General features: G+C 71.6%; 14 protein-coding genes and 1 pseudogene. 8 read left to right on the top strand and 7 right to left on the bottom strand.

Annotation, left to right across the window (positions count from 1 at the left end):
• Positions 1 to 130 precede the first annotated feature (130 nt).
• From pgl to tkt, 6 genes and pseudogenes are all read right to left on the bottom strand, one after another.
• A complete protein-coding gene (gene pgl, locus SNR22_RS13825) occupies positions 131 to 901 on the bottom strand; it encodes a 6-phosphogluconolactonase (RefSeq protein ID WP_320066954.1) in 771 nt (256 codons plus the stop codon).
• A 216-nt stretch (positions 902 to 1117) separates the two neighbouring features.
• Complete coding sequence (locus tag SNR22_RS13820; protein WP_320066953.1) at positions 1118 to 2134, bottom strand: glucose-6-phosphate dehydrogenase assembly protein OpcA; 1017 nt, start codon at positions 2132 to 2134, stop codon at positions 1118 to 1120.
• A gap of 31 nt (positions 2135 to 2165) precedes the next feature.
• Positions 2166 to 3680 carry a glucose-6-phosphate dehydrogenase gene (zwf, locus tag SNR22_RS13815; protein ID WP_320066952.1) on the bottom strand — a complete coding sequence of 505 codons (1515 nt, stop codon included), beginning with the start codon at positions 3678 to 3680 and terminating at the stop codon, positions 2166 to 2168.
• A gap of 215 nt (positions 3681 to 3895) precedes the next feature.
• Positions 3896 to 5389 (bottom strand): annotated as a pseudogene (locus SNR22_RS13810) (glucose-6-phosphate isomerase); the annotation flags it as partial.
• A 55-nt stretch (positions 5390 to 5444) separates the two neighbouring features.
• Positions 5445 to 6623: a transaldolase gene (tal, locus tag SNR22_RS13805; RefSeq protein WP_320066951.1), complete on the bottom strand. Its 1179-nt coding sequence runs from the start codon at positions 6621 to 6623 to the stop codon at positions 5445 to 5447.
• A 16-nt stretch (positions 6624 to 6639) separates the two neighbouring features.
• Positions 6640 to 8778: a transketolase gene (tkt, locus tag SNR22_RS13800; protein WP_320066950.1), complete on the bottom strand. Its 2139-nt coding sequence runs from the start codon at positions 8776 to 8778 to the stop codon at positions 6640 to 6642.
• A gap of 260 nt (positions 8779 to 9038) precedes the next feature.
• Here tkt and SNR22_RS13795 point away from each other — a divergent pair, with 260 nt between their 5' ends.
• The 3 genes from SNR22_RS13795 (at position 9039) to SNR22_RS13785 (ending at position 11607) form a co-directional block, all read left to right on the top strand.
• Complete coding sequence (locus tag SNR22_RS13795; RefSeq protein WP_320066949.1) at positions 9039 to 9998, top strand: heme o synthase; 960 nt, start codon at positions 9039 to 9041, stop codon at positions 9996 to 9998.
• A gap of 344 nt (positions 9999 to 10342) precedes the next feature.
• Positions 10343 to 10678, top strand: coding sequence for a hypothetical protein (locus tag SNR22_RS13790; protein ID WP_320066948.1), 336 nt, complete (start codon positions 10343 to 10345; stop codon positions 10676 to 10678).
• Between the two features lie 5 nt (positions 10679 to 10683).
• On the top strand, positions 10684 to 11607 hold the full coding sequence (locus SNR22_RS13785; RefSeq protein ID WP_320066947.1) for a hypothetical protein: 924 nt from the start codon (positions 10684 to 10686) through the stop codon (positions 11605 to 11607).
• Here SNR22_RS13785 and SNR22_RS13780 read toward each other — a convergent pair.
• A complete protein-coding gene (locus SNR22_RS13780; protein ID WP_320066946.1) occupies positions 11491 to 12516 on the bottom strand; it encodes a COX15/CtaA family protein in 1026 nt (341 codons plus the stop codon). The two genes, SNR22_RS13785 and SNR22_RS13780, sit on opposite strands and share 117 nt — an antisense overlap.
• A 203-nt stretch (positions 12517 to 12719) precedes the next feature.
• Between SNR22_RS13780 and SNR22_RS13775 the strand changes: the two genes are divergently transcribed.
• From SNR22_RS13775 to sufC, 5 genes are all read left to right on the top strand, one after another.
• Positions 12720 to 13400: a transcriptional regulator gene (locus SNR22_RS13775; RefSeq protein WP_320067161.1), complete on the top strand. Its 681-nt coding sequence runs from the start codon at positions 12720 to 12722 to the stop codon at positions 13398 to 13400.
• The gene (sufB, locus tag SNR22_RS13770; RefSeq protein ID WP_320066945.1) at positions 13397 to 14827 is read left to right on the top strand and encodes a Fe-S cluster assembly protein SufB; all 1431 of its coding nucleotides are present in this window, start codon (positions 13397 to 13399) and stop codon (positions 14825 to 14827) included. The genes SNR22_RS13775 and sufB overlap by 4 nt, the downstream gene beginning before the upstream one ends.
• Before the next feature lie 83 nt (positions 14828 to 14910).
• Positions 14911 to 16059 carry a Fe-S cluster assembly protein SufD gene (gene sufD, locus SNR22_RS13765; protein ID WP_320066944.1) on the top strand — a complete coding sequence of 383 codons (1149 nt, stop codon included), beginning with the start codon at positions 14911 to 14913 and terminating at the stop codon, positions 16057 to 16059.
• Entirely contained in the window at positions 16059 to 16385 is a 327-nt protein-coding gene (locus SNR22_RS13760; RefSeq protein ID WP_320066943.1) for a non-heme iron oxygenase ferredoxin subunit, read from the top strand. Before sufD ends, SNR22_RS13760 begins: the two co-directional genes overlap by 1 nt.
• A complete protein-coding gene (sufC, locus tag SNR22_RS13755; protein WP_320066942.1) occupies positions 16385 to 17158 on the top strand; it encodes a Fe-S cluster assembly ATPase SufC in 774 nt (257 codons plus the stop codon). Before SNR22_RS13760 ends, sufC begins: the two co-directional genes overlap by 1 nt.
• Positions 17159 to 17172 lie beyond the last annotated feature (14 nt).

Here is a 17172-nt window from a genome sequence, read left to right as displayed (position 1 = left end):
CGTCACCGGCAGCACGGGCAGCACGGGCACGGCGGGCTCGACCACCCACGGACGTGGCTCGGCGGCCTCCGGGCGTCAAGAAGGACACCCTGCTATACCAGAGGCTTAACAGGGTGCCCCTCCTTACCTCTCAGCGGAGGCTGCGCAGGCGGGGCGGGACGTCGGCCGCCGCCGCCCGGTCCAGCAGCCAGAGGGTACGGCTGACGCCCTGCACCCCGGCCGCCGGAAGCTGCATCGCCCCGGCCCCGGCCAGCGCCATGCTGACCGAGCGGGCCTTGTCCGCCCCGCTGGCCACCAGCCAGACCTCCTCGGCGGTGTTGATCGCCGGGAGGGTCAGCGTGGTACGCACCGGGGGCGGCTTGGGGCTGCCCCGCACGGCGCTGACCGGGCGGGTGTCGTGGTGCACAGGGTGCTCCGGGAAGACCGAGGCGACGTGCCCGTCCTCGCCCACCCCGAGCATCAGCACGTCGAAGTGGGGGAGCTCGGCGTTTCCCGGACGGGCCGCCCGGGCCAGCTCGGCGGCGTACCCGGCGGCGGCGGCCTCCGGGTCGGCCCCGGCGGGCCCGTCGGACGCCGGCATGGGGTGCACCCGGGCCGGGTCCAGCGGCACCGCGTCCAGCAGCGCCGCCCGGGCCTGCGTCTCATTGCGCTCCGGGTCGCCGGCGGGCAGGAACCGCTCGTCGCCCCACCAGACGTCGACCCGTGCCCAGTCGACGGCGTCCCGGGCCGGCAGCGCGGCCACCGCCCGGTACACGGCGGCGGCGATCCGCCCCCCGGTCAGCACCACCGACGCCTGACCGCGATCCGCCTGCGCGTCGAGCAGTTTCACCAGCAACCGGGCCGCCACCGCCTGCGCCAGCAGGTCGGCATCGGCGTGGACGGCGACACTCGCCTCGCTCATCGAATTGGTCCCGGGAAACCCCCGGCTTTAGCCGTGGGGAGGTAAGGGACCGCTTTACGCGTTGCGCTGGTTCTCGGCATAGCGTTTGACCACCTCCAAGCCGCTCCGGACCGCCTGCGCGGTCGGTGTTCGTCGAGCCCGGGGGCCGGTGGCCTCCCGTCGCGCGGTCCCGTCGGGCCGGGCCGGCGGGCCGTTTCCGGCCCGCCGGCGCAGTCGTCAGGGCGTCGCGCTCGTGCCGGCGTGGGCGGTGACCCCCGCCTCGGCCCGCTTCGCGGTCATCGGGTCCTTCCAGACGTGCACCCGCTGGGCGGGCCGCTCGTCCAGCCCGGAGACGCCGGCCATCGCGCCCAACGCCTCCGCGTAGACCTGGTCGGCGTCCAGCCGGCGCAGCTCCTCGGCCAGCTCGTCGCCGAGCGGCCGGCGGACCAGCGGCAGCTTCCGGTCGTGCTGACCGGTACGCCGGAACGTGGCCAGGCTGTCCTCCCGGGTGAGGGTGAGCACATCGCCGTTGGCGCAGATCAACTGCACCTCCCGCATCCGGGGGGACTCGTCGCTGGGCTCCCAGCGCGGGGTGATCCCGAGCCGGCTACCCAGCCAGCCGCACATCAGCGCGGCCGTCGGGTCGCTCGGCGGGGCCACCACCCGGGCCTCGGTGACCCGGGCCTCCGTGGTGTCGAACGCGCCCGCCACCAGGGTGCGCCACGGGGTGATCCGGGTCCACGCCAGGTCGGTGTCCCCCGGGGCGTAGTCCCGGGCCCGCTGGCGCAGCGCCTCGATCGGGTCACCTGCCTGCGCCGTGTCGGTGATCCGCCGGTCGGAAACCACGCCGAGGAAGTCGGTGGCGATCTCCGCCGGCGGCTCGCCGTGCCACCACGTCACCACCGGCACGTCCGGCACCAGCAGTGGCATCACCACCGACTCGGCGTGCAGCGCCAGCCGGCCGTACATCCGGGTGACCACCGCCTCGCACGGGCCGAGCCGGCCGCCGACGACGATCTCCGCGTCCAGCCGGGTGCGGTCCCGCTCGATGTCGGCGCGGACCACCACGAGCAGCCGGCACGGGTGGGCGGCTGCGGCAATGGTCGCCGCCGCCTCCGCCTCGCGGACCCGCTTCTCGTCGACCACCACGATCAGGGTCAGCGCCATGCCGCTGGCCACCCCGCCCGCGCTGCGTCGTTCGGCGGAGAGCGCCTTGACCACCTCGTTGCCGGTGGTGTCCCAGAGCCCGATCAATGGAACCTCCTGGTTCGCTCGCTGTGCCCGCTCACGCCCGCCGCCACGAGCGGCCCTCGCGGGCCAGCATCTCGTCGGCGGCCCGGGGACCCCACTCGCCGGCCCGGTACGGCTGCGGCGTCGTGCCCTCCCAGGCGTGCTCCAACGGGTCCACCACCGCCCAGCTCTGCTCGACCTCGGAGGCGTCGGGGAAGAGGGTGCGGTCGCCGATCAGCACGTCCAACACCAGCCGCTCGTACGCCTCGGGGCTGGACTCGGTGAACGCCTCGCCGTACTGGAAGTCCATCGCGATGTCGCGGACCTCCATCGTGGTGCCCGGCACCTTCGAGCCGAACTTCAGCACCACGCCCTCGTCCGGCTGCACCCGGATGACGAGCTGGTTGTTGCCGAGCATCTCCATGTCGGCCGCCTGGAACGGCAGGTGCGGGGCCTTCTTGAAGATGATGGCGACCTCGGTCACCCGTCGGGGCAGCCGCTTGCCGGCCCGGATGTAGAACGGCACCCCGGCCCAGCGGCGGTTCTGGATGCCCAGCTGCACGGCCACGTACGTCTCCGTGGTCGAGTCCGCCGGCACACCCTCCTCGTCGAGGTAGCCGACCGCCCGCTGTCCGGCGACCCAGCCCGGGAGGTACTGCCCGCGCACGGTGCCCCGGGAGACGTCCTTCGGCAGGGTGATCGCCTTGAGGACCTTCAGCTTCTCGGCCCGGATCTCGTCGGCGTCGAAGCTGGTCGGCTCCTCCATCGCCACCAGCGCCAAAAGCTGGAGCAGGTGGTTCTGGAAGACGTCCCGGGCGGTGCCGACGGAGTCGTAGAAGGCGGCCCGGCTGCCGATGCCGACGTCCTCGGCCATGGTGATCTGCACCGAGTCGACGTACCTGGAGTTCCACAGCGGCTCGAACAGGCTGTTGGCGAACCGCAGGGCCAGGATGTTCTGGACCGTCTCCTTGCCCAGGTAGTGGTCGATCCGGAAGACGTCCTGCCCGGTGAACACGTCGTCGACCAGCTCGTTGAGCGCCTTCGCCGACGGCAGGTCGTTGCCGAACGGCTTCTCCACCACCACCCGGCGCCAGCCGCCGGAGGTGTCGTTGTCGGCCATCCCGGTGCGGGCGAGCTGCTTGAGCACCACGGGGAACGCCGCCGGGGGGATGGAGAAGTAGAACGCGGCGTTGCCGTGGATGCCGTGGGTGTCGCGCAGCTCGTCCAGCGTCGCGTTGAGCTGGTCGAAGGCGGCGTCGTCGTCGAACGCGCCGCCGACGAACCTGATGTTGCCGGACAGGCGGGCCCAGACCTCCTCCCGCCAGGGTGTCCGGGCGTGCTGCTTGGCTGCGTCGTGGGCCAGCGACTCGAAGTCGCCGTCGCCCCAGTCGCGCCGGGCGAAGCCCAGCACCACGAAACCGGGTGGCAGTAACCCCCGGTTCGCCAGGTCGTAGACCGCCGGTAGCAACTTCTTCCGCGCCAGGTCACCGGTCACTCCGAAGATCACCAGAGCGCAGGGCTCCGGGATCCGCGGCAGCCGTCGGTCCTGCGCGTCGCGCAGCGGGTTCACCGGACTACCTCGGTTCGCGACTGCGGGGCTCGCAAGTTCGGCTCACTCCTCGCACTCACGGTGTCACCTCGGTTCGCGACTGCGGGGCTCGCAAGTTCGGCTCACTCCTCGCACTCACGGTGTCACCTCGGTTCGCGACTGCGGGGCTCGCAAGTTCGGCTCACTCCTCGCACTCACGGTGTTACCTCGGTTCGCTGGTGTCACATCGTCCATCGTCACGTCCGCAGGTCTCGGGCCGTATCGAGCAGCTGGGCAGCCCCTGCTGACCGGTCGGTCAGGTGCAACCGCAGCACCGGTCGGCCCCGGCCGGTCAGGGCCTTCCGGTCGCCGGCGGCCTGGGCGGCCTGAAGCTCCCCGAAGGAGTACGGCTTCCCGGGCACCGGCAGATCATCGTCGACCGTACCGGTCACCTGAAGGAAGCTGCCCACCTGTGGACCACCCTTGTGGTACTGCCCGGTGGAGTGCAGGAAGCGCGGCCCCCAGCCGAAGGTGACCGGCCTGCCGGTGAGCGCGGCGAACACCGGCCGCAGCCGGGCGGTGTCGGCGTCGGCGAACCGGTCCAGGTACGCCAGCACCGCGAGGTAGCCGTCGCCGTCGACGCCGTCGAGCAGGTGGCGCAGCGCGCCGGTCAGGTCGCCCGGGCTGCCCGCCGGGGCGTACACCTCGATCGCGCCCTCGGTGGCCGACGGCGTCTGCGACGGCGCCCCGGAGGCGAGGATCCGGGTGGTGTTCTCCTTGCTCTCGGCGACGTTCGGCTGGTCGAACGGGTTCACCCCGAGCACCGCGCCGGCCACCGCCGTGGCGTACTCCCAGGCCAGGAACTGGGCGCCCAGCGGCCCGTTGACGGCCACGTCCGGCGCACCCCCGCCGCCGGGGACGGCCCCGGCGGACAGCGCGCCGCCGTAGCTGACCGTGAGCACGTCCGGGCCGGTGGCACCGGGGGCGTCGGGGGACTCCACCACCACGGGCAGGATGCCCAGGCCGGCCTTGCCGGTCGACTCGGCGAGCAACTGCTCGATCCAGTCGCCGAGCCCGTCGAGGCCGGTGCCGTCGGAGACCAGCGCGACCTTGTCCCGCCCCGCGGTGGCCGCGGCGGCGAGGGCCGCGCCGAGCGCCAGCCCCGGGTTGTCGGTGTCCCGGGCGTACGACCCGGCGAGGGCCTCAGCCTGGTCGAGGAGCTCGGTCACCTCGACCCCGGCCAGCGCCGCCGGCACCAGCCCGAAGGCGGTCAGCGCCGAGTACCGGCCGCCCACCTGCGGGTCGGCGAGCACGGTGACCGCGCCCAGTTCGACGGCGGCGGCCTCCAGTGGGGAGCCCGGGTCGGTGACGACCACGAGGTGTCGACCGGCCTCCGCCTCGGTCATCCCGGCATCGAGGAACGCCTGCAGGTACGCCCGCCGGTGGCTGTCGGTCTCCACGGTGGAGCCGGACTTGCTGGCCAGCACCACCACCGTGCGTTCCAGCCGATCGGCCAGGGCCGCCCGGATCTGGCCCGGGTCGGTGGTGTCCAGCACGGTCAGCGGTCGGCCCAGGGTGCGGGCGATCACCTCGGGGGCCAGTGCAGAGCCGCCCATCCCGGCGAGGACCACGTGGTCCAGGTCGGCCAGTTCGGCGGTCAGCGCCGCGAGCAGGGGGAGTAGCTCCCGGCTGCGCCGATGGGTGTCCAGCCAGCCGAGCCGGGCCTGCGCCTCGGCCTCGGCCCCGGGCCCCCCCCGCGGCGCCCCCCGCCGGCCCCCCCCCGGGGCCCGCGCCCACGACCGTCGGTCACGCGTTGCCCCCCGCCTTCTGGGCGGCCTTCGCGTTGCCCTTGGCGGCCTGGCTCGGCCGACTCGTGCCCTGGCCCGCCGCGGCGAGGGACTTGCGGACCCCGTCGAGCAGTTCCTGCCAGCTCGTCTCGAACTTCTCCACGCCCTCCCGCTCGAGGACGGAGATCACGTCGGAGACATCGACGCCGACCGACTCCAGGTCGGTGAAGACCTGCCGCGCAGCCTCGTACGACCCGGTGATGGTGTCCCCGTTGGTCTCGCCGTGGTCGGCGTACGCGTCGATGACCGACTCGGGCATCGTGTTGACGGTGCCGGGGGCGATCAGCTCCTCAACGTAGATCACGTCCCGGTAGTCCGGGTTCTTCGTCGAGGTCGACGCCCAGAGCGGGCGCTGCGGGTGGGCACCCGCGTCGGCCAGGGCCTGCCACCGGTCGGAGGAGAAGACCTCGCTGTAGCGCTCGTACGCCAGCTGGGCGTTGGCCACGGCGGCCTTGCCGCGCAGCGCCTTGGCCTCGTCGGAGCCGAGCTTCTCCAATCGCTTGTCCACCTCGGCGTCAACCCGGGAGACGAAGAACGACGCCACCGAGCCGATCTTCGACAGGTCGTGGCCGTTGGCCTTCGCCTGCTCCAAACCGGCGAGGAAAGCCTCCATCACCTGCGAGTAGCGGTCCAGGCCGAAGATCAGCGTCACGTTGACGCTGATCCCCTCGGCCAGGGTCGCGGTGATCGCCGGCAGGCCCGCCTCGGTGGCCGGGATCTTGATGTAGAGGTTCGGCCGGTCGACCAGCCACCACAGCGCCTTGGCCTCGGCGACCGTCTTGTCGGTCTCGTGCGCCAACCGGGGGTCCACCTCGATGGAGACCCGGCCGTCGACGCCCTGGCTGCCGTCGTACGAGGGGCGCATCACGTCGCACGCCCACCGCACGTCGTACGTGGTGAGCATCCGCACCGCCTCCTCCACCTCCACCCCACGGGTGGCGAGGTCGCGCAGCTGCCCGTCGTAGGTGTCGGCGTCGGCGAGCGCCTTGGCGAAAATCGTCGGGTTGGTGGTCACCCCGACCACGTGCTTCTCGCGGCGGAGCTGGTCCAGCCCGCCGGAGCTCAGTCGTACCCGGGAGAGATCGTCGAGCCAGACCGCCACTCCGGCGGCGGTGAGTTCACTAAGCCTGTCCGTCATGCCGTCCACGCTCCCCTCAGTTGCCGGTCGTGAAACCGGTGATGTCGCCCACCCGGGTCAGCGCCGCGTGCGCGGCGGCCACGATCCGGTCGGGGGTGAACCCGAACTGCTCGAACAGCACGGTGTGCGGGGCGCTCGCGCCGTAGTGCTCCAGGCTCACGCTCTCGCCGGAGTCGCCGACGATCCCGCGCCAGGACATCGCGATGCCCGCCTCCACGCTCACCCGTGCCTTTACCCCGCGCGGCAGCACCGACTCCCGGTACGCCTCGTCCTGCTCGTGGAACCACTCCTGGCACGGCATCGACACCACCCGGGTGGGGGTGCCGTCGGCCTCCAGCCGCTCCCGGGCGGTGAGGCAGAGCTGCACCTCGGAGCCGGTACCGACGATGATCACCTGCGGCTTGCCGTTGGACGCCTCGGCCAGCACGTAGCCGCCCTTGGTGACGCCCTCGGCGCCGCCCAGCGTCGTGCGGTCCAGGGTCGGCAGGGCCTGCCGGCTCAGCGCCATCGCCGTCGGCCGGTCGGTGTGCTCCAGGGCCTGCCGCCAGGCCCACGCGGTCTCGTTGGCGTCGGCCGGGCGGACCACGTCCAGGCCGGGGATGGCCCGCAGCGCGGTCAGGTGCTCCACCGGCTGGTGGGTCGGGCCGTCCTCGCCGAGGCCGATCGAGTCGTGCGTCCAGACGTAGGTCACCGGCAGCTTCATCAGCGCGGCGAGCCGCACCGACGGGCGCATGTAGTCGCTGAACACCAGGAACGTGCCACCGTAGGGGCGGGTGCCGCCGTGCAGGGCGATGCCGTTGAGGATCGCGCCCATGGCGTGCTCGCGGATGCCGAAGTGCAGGGTGCGGCCGTACTCGTGGCCCGGGAAGTCCTTGGTGGCGTGCACCGCCGGGATGAACGACGGCTCGCCCTTCATCGTGGTGTTGTTGCTCTCCGCCAGGTCGGCGGAACCGCCCCACAGCTCCGGCAGCACCGGGGCGAGGGCCTCCAGCACCTTGCCGGACGCGGCACGGGTGGCGACGCCCTTGGCGTCGGCCGGGAAGGTCGGCAGCGCGTCGGTCCAGCCCTGCGGCAGCACCCGGGACGCCATCCGGTCCCAGAGCGCCTTGCGCTCCGGGTTGGCCTTCGCCCAGGCCTTGTACGCCTTCTCCCACTCCTGCTGGGCCTGCGCACCGCGCTCGAGCACCAGGCGGGCGTGGCCGAGGACCTCCTCGGCGACCTCGAAGCTCTGCGCCGGGTCGAAGCCGAGGAGCTCCTTGGTGGCGGCCACCTCGTCGGCGCCGAGCGCCGAGCCGTGGATCTTGCCGGTGTTCTTCTTGTTCGGCGCGGGCCAGCCGATGATGGTGCGCAGCGCGATGAACGAGGGACGGCCGGTCTCGGCCTTCGCCGCCAGCAGCGCCCGGTGCAGCGCCTCGACGTCCTCGTGGTAGTCGCCCTGGTCGGCGTCGCCGGTGCGCCAGTCGACGGTCTGCACGTGCCAGCCGTACGCCTCGTAGCGGGCCGCGACGTCCTCGCTCTTGGCGATCCGGGTGTCGTCCTCGATCGAAATCTCGTTGTCGTCGTAGATCAGCGTGAGGTTGCCCAGTTGCTGGTGCCCGGCGAGCGCGCTGACCTCGTGGCTGATGCCCTCCTCGATGTCGCCGTCGGAGGCGATGCACCAGACATCGTGCTCGAAGATCGACTCGCCGGCCTCGGTCTCCGGGTCGAACAGGCCGCGCTCGCGGCGGGCCGCCATCGCCATCCCGACCGCGTTGCCCAGGCCCTGGCCGAGCGGGCCGGTGGTGGTCTCCACGCCCGGGGTGTGGCCGTGCTCCGGGTGGCCCGGGGTGAGCGAGCCCCACTGCCGCAGCGACTTCAGGTCGTCCAGGGCCAGCGGGTAGCCGGAGAGGAAGAGCTGGATGTAGAGGGTCAGACTGGAGTGCCCGGCGGAGAGCACGAACCGGTCCCGGCCGGGCCAGTTCGGGTCGGCCGGGTTGTGTCGCATCACCCGGTTGAAGAGGAGGTACGCCGCGGGAGCGAGGCTCATCGCGGTGCCGGGGTGGCCGTTGCCGGATTTCTCCACGGCGTCCATGGCCAGCACGCGGACGAGGTCGACGGCCCGGCGGTCGAGGTCGGACCAGTTGAGTGCGGGTTGCTCGGGTCGGTTGGCAGCCACGATGGTTGTGCTCCTCGGCAGTTGGGCGGAACCCTCAGTGATGACCCTATCGAGCGGCTCTAAACGCACGCCCAGGGATCTCTGATGCTGTTCCCACCCGGGCGACCGGATCGGCCACTCCACCGTAGGTGTGACCGCCCGCACCGTTGTCGGGTCCCTCGGGCAGCCAAAACGACGACGCGTAGTGTGATGGACGTGTGTGAGCCCCGATGGGTTCGACCGCCCCGACCTCCCCTGCCGACGCCGGAAGGTGGCAATCCGTGAGCATGATCACCGAGCGCCCCGTCAGCAACTCTGCCGGGCAGCCGCCGGTGCGCACGGTGACCGAGGCGCCGGTCAGGCCGCAGCGGAACGTCCGGGCGGTGGTCTCGGCGTACATCTCGCTGACCAAGCCGCGCATCGTGGAGTTGCTGCTGGTCACCACCATCCCGGCGATGATGCTGGCCCAGGGCGGCCTGCCGTCGTTCTGGCTGATGGCGGTGGTGCTGGTGGGCGGCTCGCTCGCCGCCGGCGCGGCCAGCGTGCTCAACTGCTACATCGACCGGGACATCGACCAGCTCATGCGGCGCACCAAGCGCCGCCCGCTGCCGACGCACACCGTCTCGCCGCGCAGCGCCCTGGTCTTCGGGCTGGTGCTGGCGGTGATCTCGGTGGCCCTGATGGCCGCGTTCACCAACTGGCTGGCCGCCGGGTTGACGCTGGCCGCGATCGCCTACTACGACCTGGTCTACACGCTGTGGCTGAAGCGGACCACGCCGCAGAACACCTTCTGGGGTGGCGCGTGCGGGGCGGCCCCGGTGCTGATCGGCTGGGCCGCGGTGACCGGCTCGCTGGCCCCGGCGGCGTGGGCGTTGTTCGCGGTGGTCTTCTTCTGGCAGATGCCGCACTTCTACCCCCTCGCGATGAAGTACAAGGCCGACTACGCCCGCGCCGGCATCCCGATGCTGCCGGTGGTCGCCTCGGCCCGCCGGGTCAACGCCGAGATCATCGGCTTCGCGTGGGTGACCCTGCTCGCCTCGTTGGCCGTCTGGCCGTTCGGGATGAGCGCGATCTACGGCGTCACCGCGCTGGTGTCCGGCGGGGTCTTCGTGTACGAGGCGCACAAACTGGGCCGCCAGGTGGCCCGGGGCGGTGCGGTTACGCCGATGCGGCTGTTCCACTGGTCGTACGTCTACCTGACCATCCTCTTCGCGGCCGTCGCCGTCGACGCGCTGGTCTGAACCCGAAGCGAATGCGGGCCGGGGCCTTCGGGCTCCGGCTCGCGCCGGTTCCTGGACCGTCCACCGGCCGACCTGCGGACCGACCCCGGCCAACTCAGGGTCAAAAATCACGATCATTGATAGATTGTCCGCGTTTGGCGGCTAATCGGAAACGATTTCATCGTGAGTCGGGTGCGCTCAACCTGCGGCACAATGTGTGATCTTGTCGGGTTGATTTGGCACCCCATCTGTGGATATAGCTAGGCGGATCGCCCTCGGCCCTCGGTAAACCATGGGGTAATGGGCATCACAAATAGTTGATGGTTCTCGCACCCCGGGAGGGAACCCTGCTTAGGCTTCGCGTCATGGCAGATGGTTCCGATACGACGCTGACGGCCCAGGAGGCCGTTCCCGCGCAGACTCCCCACGGCCTGGTCGCGGGCATCCAGTCGTTCGCCGCGGGGCACGGCGGGGCGAAGGCGGTCATCGAGTACGTCGGCAAGCGCGGCGCGCGCATCGTCCTCGTCGGTTCCGACGGGGCGTGGGCCGACCAGTTCGCGGAAGGCACCGACATCGCGCGGCAGGCGTGCGCCACGGCGGGAGTCACCGTCGAGAACGCCTGGGAGCGAGAGCTGATGGACGAGATGCGCCCGAGCAACGACCTCTGGCGGTCAATGGCCCGGCGGGCCATGTCCCGCTGACCCCGATGACCGATCACCACCACCAGTCGACCCGGGGGAAACCTCGGGTCGCCCTCGTCACCTACGCCGGGCACCGCGACCTCGAGCCGGACGACCAGCTACTGCTCGCCCCGCTGGCCGGGCGGGGCGTCGCGGTCACCGTCGCCGCCTGGGACGACCCGGCCGTCGACTGGGCCGGGTACGACCTGGTCGTGCTCCGCTCGCCCTGGGACTACCCGCTGCGCCGCGACGAGTTCATGGCCTGGGTCGACACCATCGCCCGGCTGGTCAACCCGGCCGACGTGGTGCGCTGGAACACCGACAAGAGCTACCTCGGCGAGCTCTCGGCCGCCGGGGTGCCCACCGTGCCGTCCGGCTGGGTGGAGCCGGGGGAGAGCTGGACGCCACCCGCCACCCACGGGGAGTACGTGATCAAGCCGGCGGTCAGCTCCAGCAGCCGGGACACCGGCCGGTACGACCTGGCCGACCCGGAGCACCGGGAGCTGGCCGCCGCCCACCTGCGTCGGCTCTCCGACGCCGGCCGGGCCGCCATGGTCCAGCCGTACCTGGCGGCGGTGGACACCGCAGGGGAGACCTCGCTGCTCTTCCTGACCGGCCCGGACGGGCTCCGGTTCAGCCACGCGATCCGCAAGGGCCCGATGCTGACCGGGCCGGACCTGGGCCCCGACGGCCTGCGCAAGGTCCTGGACATCAGCGCCCGGACGGCCACCCCCGACCAGCTCGCCGTCGCCGAGCGGACCCTGGCGGCGGTCCCCGGTGGGCCGGAGCGGCTGCTCTACGCCCGGGTCGACCTCATCGACGGCCCCGACGGGTCACCGGTGCTGGTCGAGCTGGAGCTGACCGAGCCGTCGCTGTTCGTCGGGTACGCCGACGGCGCCCCCGACCGCTTCGCGGACGCCGTCCTCGCCCACCTGCCCCGCCCCCGCTGACGCCGGGCGGCGCTCCCGGGTCGACCAGAGCACCGCCAGGGTGGCCAGCAACACCAGGCACGAGCCCAGCATGTGTGCGGCGACCAGCACCCCAGGCAGGTGGGTGAAGTACTGGACGAAGCCGATCAGGCCCTGACTCAGCTCCACCGCGACCAGCACCAGGGCGGCCCGCTCGGCGCGCCGGGCGCCGACCGCGCGGAACGCGAAGACCAGCGCCACCGAGAGCCCGATCAGCAGGAACACGCCGTCGGCGTGCACCTGGGAGATCGACTCCGGGTCGAGGCCGTTGCGGGCCGCGCCCTGGTCGCCCGCGTGCGGGCCGCTGCCGGTGACCCAGGTGCCGATCACCAGCACCGCGACGCTCACCACGGTGGTGATCAGAGCCAGCGTCCGCAGCGGCCCCGGCACGGTGGGCGCCGTCGGGCCGTCCGGGTCGCCGATGCGCCGCCAGAGCGCGTACGCGACCGCGATCACCGCCATCGAGGCGAGGAAGTGCAGCCCGACCACCCACGGGTTGAGGTCGGTGAGCACGGTGATCCCGCCGATGACCGCCTGCGCCGGGATGCCGAACAGCACCCCCACCGCGAGCGGCAGCAGGGCCCGCCGCCGCGCCCCGTGCAGCAGCACGCCGACCACCACGGCCAGGGCGATCACGCCGACGGCGAAGGTGAGCAGTCGGTTACCGAACTCGATGACGCCGTGCACGCCCATCTCCGACGTCGTCGTGTACGACTCGTCGGTGCACCTGGGCCAGGTGGGGCAGCCGAGACCGGACGCGGTCAACCGGACCGCCCCGCCGGTGATGACGATGGCCACGTTCGCAACGATCGAGGCGAGCGCCAGGCGGCGCAGCAGAGCGGTGGAGACCGGGAACCGGGCGGATGGCTTCACGGGGCGAATCCTACGCAACGTAGTGGAGCGCGATCGGGTGACTCTGCCGCACCGGTGCTTCGGATCACCGGCATCTGGGTTTGCCACCCTCCGGCGAATTACGTAACGTTGGCGTTGTGAAATACGCGGCGGCGCTCGACGGGAGGCAGCTGACGACCGGTCCGGTCGCCGGCGGGTCCCCGTCCGCCGTCTCCCGGCCGGCCGGGACCGCCGGGACCGACATCTCCACCCGGGACCGGGTGACCCAGCTGCTGCTGGAGCGGGGCGCGACCACTGCCGCGCAGCTCGGCGCGGTGCTCGGGCTCAGCCCGGCGGCGATCCGCCGCCACCTCGACGCGATGCTCGCCGACGGCGACGTGGTGTCCCGCGAGCAGACCGTTCGGGGCAGCCGGGGGCGGGGCCGCCCGGCGAAGGTGTTCGTGCTGACGGACGCGGCCCGGGGCCGCTGCGGCACCCACCACTACGACAACATCGCCACCGCCGCGCTGCGCTGGATCGCCCGCAACGGCGGTTCCGGTGCGGTGGAGGCGTTCGCGACCGACCAGGTCGCCGCCCTGGAGGACCGCTGCCAGGCGGCGATGGAGGACGCCGGCGACGACCCCCTGGCGCGCGCCGAGGCGCTCGCCGGGGCGCTCACCGCCGAGGGATACGCTGCCAACGCCTCCACGATCGCCTCCGGCGGCCAGCTCTGTCAGCACCACTGCCCGGTGGCTCATGTGGCCGCCGAGTTCCCCCAGCTGTGCGAGGCCGAGACCGCGGTGATTTCCCGCCTGGTCGGCACCCACGTGCAGCGCCTGGCCACCATCGCGCACGGCGACGGGGTGTGCACCACGCACATTCCCGCCCAGCCGTCGCGGGCCACGTCCGGTAGAACCGTCACCACTGTGAGGACAGCTAAATGACCGAGCAGATCGTCCAGCCCCTGACCCAGGAGGAGCAGCTCGCCGCCCTCGGTCGCTACGAGTACGGCTGGTCCGACTCCGACGTCGCCGGCGCGACCGCCCAGCGCGGCATCAACGAGGCGGTGGTGCGGGACATCTCCGCGAAGAAGAGCGAGCCGGCCTGGATGCTCGACCTGCGCCTGAAGGGCCTGCGGCTGTTCGGCCGCAAGCCCATGCCGGCCTGGGGCGCCGACCTCACCGGGATCGACTTCGACAACATCAAGTACTTCGTCCGGTCCACCGAGAAGCAGGCCACCAGCTGGGAGGACCTGCCCGAGGACATCAAGAACACGTACGACCGGCTGGGCATCCCCGAGGCGGAGAAGCAGCGGCTGGTCGCCGGCGTCGCGGCGCAGTACGAGTCCGAGGTCGTCTACCACAAGATCCGCGAGGACCTCGAGGAGCAGGGCGTCCTGTTCCTGGACACCGACACCGCGCTCAAGGAGCACGAGGACGTCTTCAAGGAGTACTTCGGCACGGTGATCCCGGTCGGCGACAACAAGTTCGCCGCCCTGAACACCTCCGTGTGGTCCGGCGGCTCGTTCATCTACGTGCCGAAGGGCGTGCAGGTCGAGATCCCGCTGCAGGCGTACTTCCGGATCAACACCGAGAACATGGGCCAGTTCGAGCGGACGCTGATCATCGTCGACGAGGGCGCGTACGTGCACTACGTCGAAGGCTGCACCGCGCCGCTGTACTCCTCGGACTCGCTGCACAGCGCGGTCGTGGAGATCATCGTCAAGAAGAACGCCCGGTGCCGGTACACGACCATCCAGAACTGGTCGAACAACGTCTACAACCTGGTCACCAAGCGCGCCGTGTGCCACGAGGGCGCGACGATGGAGTGGGTCGACGGCAACATCGGCTCCAAGGTCACCATGAAGTACCCGGCGGTCTACATGACCGGCCCGTACGCCAAGGGCGAGGTGCTCTCGGTGGCGATGGCCGGCGAGGGCCAGCACCAGGATGCCGGCGCCAAGATGGTGCACGCCGCGCCGCACACCTCCTCCACCATCATCTCCAAGTCGATCGCCCGGGGCGGCGGCCGCACCTCGTACCGGGGTCTGGTGCAGGTGCTGGAGGGTTCGCACCACAGCCGTAGCACCGTCAAGTGCGACGCGCTGCTGGTCGACACCATCTCCCGCTCGGACACCTACCCGTACGTCGACATCCGTGAGGACGATGTGTCGATGGGGCACGAGGCGACCGTCTCCAAGATCAGTGACGACCAGCTCTTCTACCTGATGAGCCGGGGCCTGAGCGAGGACGAGGCGATGGCGATGATCGTGCGCGGCTTCATCGAGCCGGTCGCCAAGGAGCTCCCGATGGAGTACGCCCTGGAGCTCAACCGCCTGATCGAACTCCAGATGGAGGGCGCGGTCGGCTGACGCCGCCCGTCCCGGACGGGCCGGTCACACCGGCCCGTCCCCCCGTCTCAGACACCGTCGTCGCAGAACACACCAAGGAAGAGATGACTACCCAGGCTTCCGCGCCCCCCAGCACCAAATCGCAGGCGCTCCGCTCGTACGACGTCGCCGACTTCCCGGCCCTCACCGGCCTGGAGGAGGAGTGGCGTTTCACCCCGCTCAAGCGCCTTCGCGGCCTGGCCACGGCGGACACCTCGGCCGCCACCGGTCGGGGCCTCACCGTGGAGCACCCGCGCCTGCCGGCCGGGGTGTCGCTGCGGTTCGTCGAGCCGACCGACGCCGGCGTCGCGTCGGTGCTCGTGCCGATCGACCGGATCAGCGCGCTGGCCCATGGCGGGGCGGCGCGGGTCGCGGTGGTCGAGGTGGCGGCCGAGGCCGTGGTGTCGGAGCCGGTGGTGGTCCGGCTGCTGGGCGCGTACCCCGAGGAGCTCTCCTTCGCCCGGACCCAGGTCCAGGTGGGTCGGTTCGCCGAGGCGACCGTGGTGTTCTCCCAGGAGGGCTCGGCCACGCTGGCCGACAACGTCGAGGTGACGGTCGCCGACGGGGCCAAGCTGACCCTGGTCACCGTGGCCGACTGGGCACCCGACACGGTGCAGGCCCAGCACATCAAGATCAAACTTGGTCGGGACGCCCGGGTGGTGCACATCCAGGTCAGCCTCGGCGGCGACCTGGTCCGGCAGTTCACCTCGGTGGAGTACACCGGCCGCGGTGGCGAGGCCGAGCTGTACGGCGTCTACTTCGCCGATGGTGGCCAGCACCTGGAGCACCGCCAGCTCGTCGACCACAACGTGCCCGACTGCCGCAGCTACGTCGGCTACCGGGGCGCGTTGCAGGGCGCCGACGCGCACACGGTCTGGGTGGGCGACGTGCTGATCCGGGCCGAGGCGACCGGCACCGACACGTACGAGATCAACCGCAACCTGTTGCTCTCCGAGGGTGCCCGGGCGGACTCCGTGCCCAACCTGGAGATCGAGACCGGCGAGATCGCCGGTGCCGGGCACGCCAGCGCGACCGGCCGGTTCGACGACGAGCAGCTCTTCTACCTGATGGCCCGGGGCATCCCGGAGGGCGAGGCCCGCCGCCTGGTGGTGCGCGGCTTCTTCGCCGAGCTGATCAACAAGATCCCGGTCGAGGAGCTGCGGGAGCGCCTGGGGGACGCGATCGAGGCCCGGCTGACCAAGGCGGGCGCCTGATGATCCGGATCTGCTCCGCCGAGGACGTGTCGAAGGGCAGCGTGATCCGGGCCGAGGTCGACGGCACTCCCCTCGCGTTGGTGCACGGCGAGGACGGCGAGTTCTACGCCGCCTACGACGAGTGCTCGCACGCCTCCGTCGCCCTCTCCGAGGGGGAGGTCGAGGGCTGCACGCTGGAATGCTGGCTGCACGGATCCCGTTTCGACCTGCGGACGGGCGAGCCCAGCGGGCTCCCCGCCACCGAACCCGTACCCGTATACCCCGTCGAAGTCCGCGACGGCGACATCTACGTCAGTCTGACGCCGAGCAATGGAGTGACCCGATAATGAGCACCCTGGAGATCCGCGACCTGAAGGTGTCGGTCAAGCTGCCCGAGGGTGAGCTCAAGCCGATCCTGGCCGGTGTCGACCTGACCGTGCGGTCGGGCGAGACCCACGCCATCATGGGCCCCAACGGCTCCGGCAAGTCCACGCTGGCGTACTCCATCGCCGGCCACCCGAAGTACGAGATCACCGGCGGCTCGGTGACCCTCGACGGTACCGACGTGTTGGCCATGTCCGTCGACGAGCGGGCCCGCGCCGGGCTCTTCCTGGCCATGCAGTACCCGGTCGAGGTCCCCGGCGTCTCGGTGGCCAACTTCCTGCGTACCGCGAAGACCGCGATCGACGGCGAGGCGCCGAAGCTGCGCACCTGGGGCGGCGAGCTGCGGGGGGCGATGGAGCTGCTCCAGATGGACCCGGCGATGGCCCATCGCAACGTCAACGAGGGCTTCTCCGGCGGCGAGAAGAAGCGCCACGAGATCGTCCAGTTGGAGCTGCTCAAGCCGAAGATCGCCATCCTCGACGAGACCGACTCCGGCCTCGACGTGGACGCGCTGCGCGTGGTCAGCGAGGGAGTCAACCGGGTCCGCGACAACGGGGACACCGGCCTGCTGCTGATCACCCACTACACCCGCATCCTGCGCTACATCAAGCCGGACTTCGTACACGTCTTCGTCGCGGGCCGGATCGTCGAGCAGGGCGGCTCGGAGCTGGCCGACAAGCTCGAGGACGAGGGCTACGAGCGGTACAGCGCCGGAGCCGGCTCGGCGCGGGCCTGAGGAAGGGGCCGGTC

Origin of the sequence: Micromonospora sp. RTGN7, assembly GCF_033804645.1 — a bacterium.
In the GTDB taxonomy this organism is placed as follows: Bacteria; Actinomycetota; Actinomycetes; order Mycobacteriales; family Micromonosporaceae; genus Micromonospora.
Note: the sequence above shows the minus strand (reverse complement) of the source record. Positions and strands in the feature narration are given on the sequence as shown.

Bases quoted from the DNA above. Each gene is read 5' to 3' on its own strand.
- pgl (WP_320066954.1), bottom strand. From the start codon at position 901: ATGAGCGAGGCGAGTGTCGCCGTCCACGCCGATGCCGACCTGCTGGCG.
- tal (WP_320066951.1), bottom strand. From the start codon at position 6,623: ATGACGGACAGGCTTAGTGAACTCACCGCCGCCGGAGTGGCGGTCTGG.
- SNR22_RS13790 (WP_320066948.1), top strand. From the start codon at position 10,343: ATGGCAGATGGTTCCGATACGACGCTGACGGCCCAGGAGGCCGTTCCC.
- SNR22_RS13785 (WP_320066947.1), top strand. From the start codon at position 10,684: ATGACCGATCACCACCACCAGTCGACCCGGGGGAAACCTCGGGTCGCC.
- sufB (WP_320066945.1), top strand. From the start codon at position 13,397: ATGACCGAGCAGATCGTCCAGCCCCTGACCCAGGAGGAGCAGCTCGCC.
- sufD (WP_320066944.1), top strand. From the start codon at position 14,911: ATGACTACCCAGGCTTCCGCGCCCCCCAGCACCAAATCGCAGGCGCTC.
- SNR22_RS13760 (WP_320066943.1), top strand. From the start codon at position 16,059: ATGATCCGGATCTGCTCCGCCGAGGACGTGTCGAAGGGCAGCGTGATC.
- sufC (WP_320066942.1), top strand. From the start codon at position 16,385: ATGAGCACCCTGGAGATCCGCGACCTGAAGGTGTCGGTCAAGCTGCCC.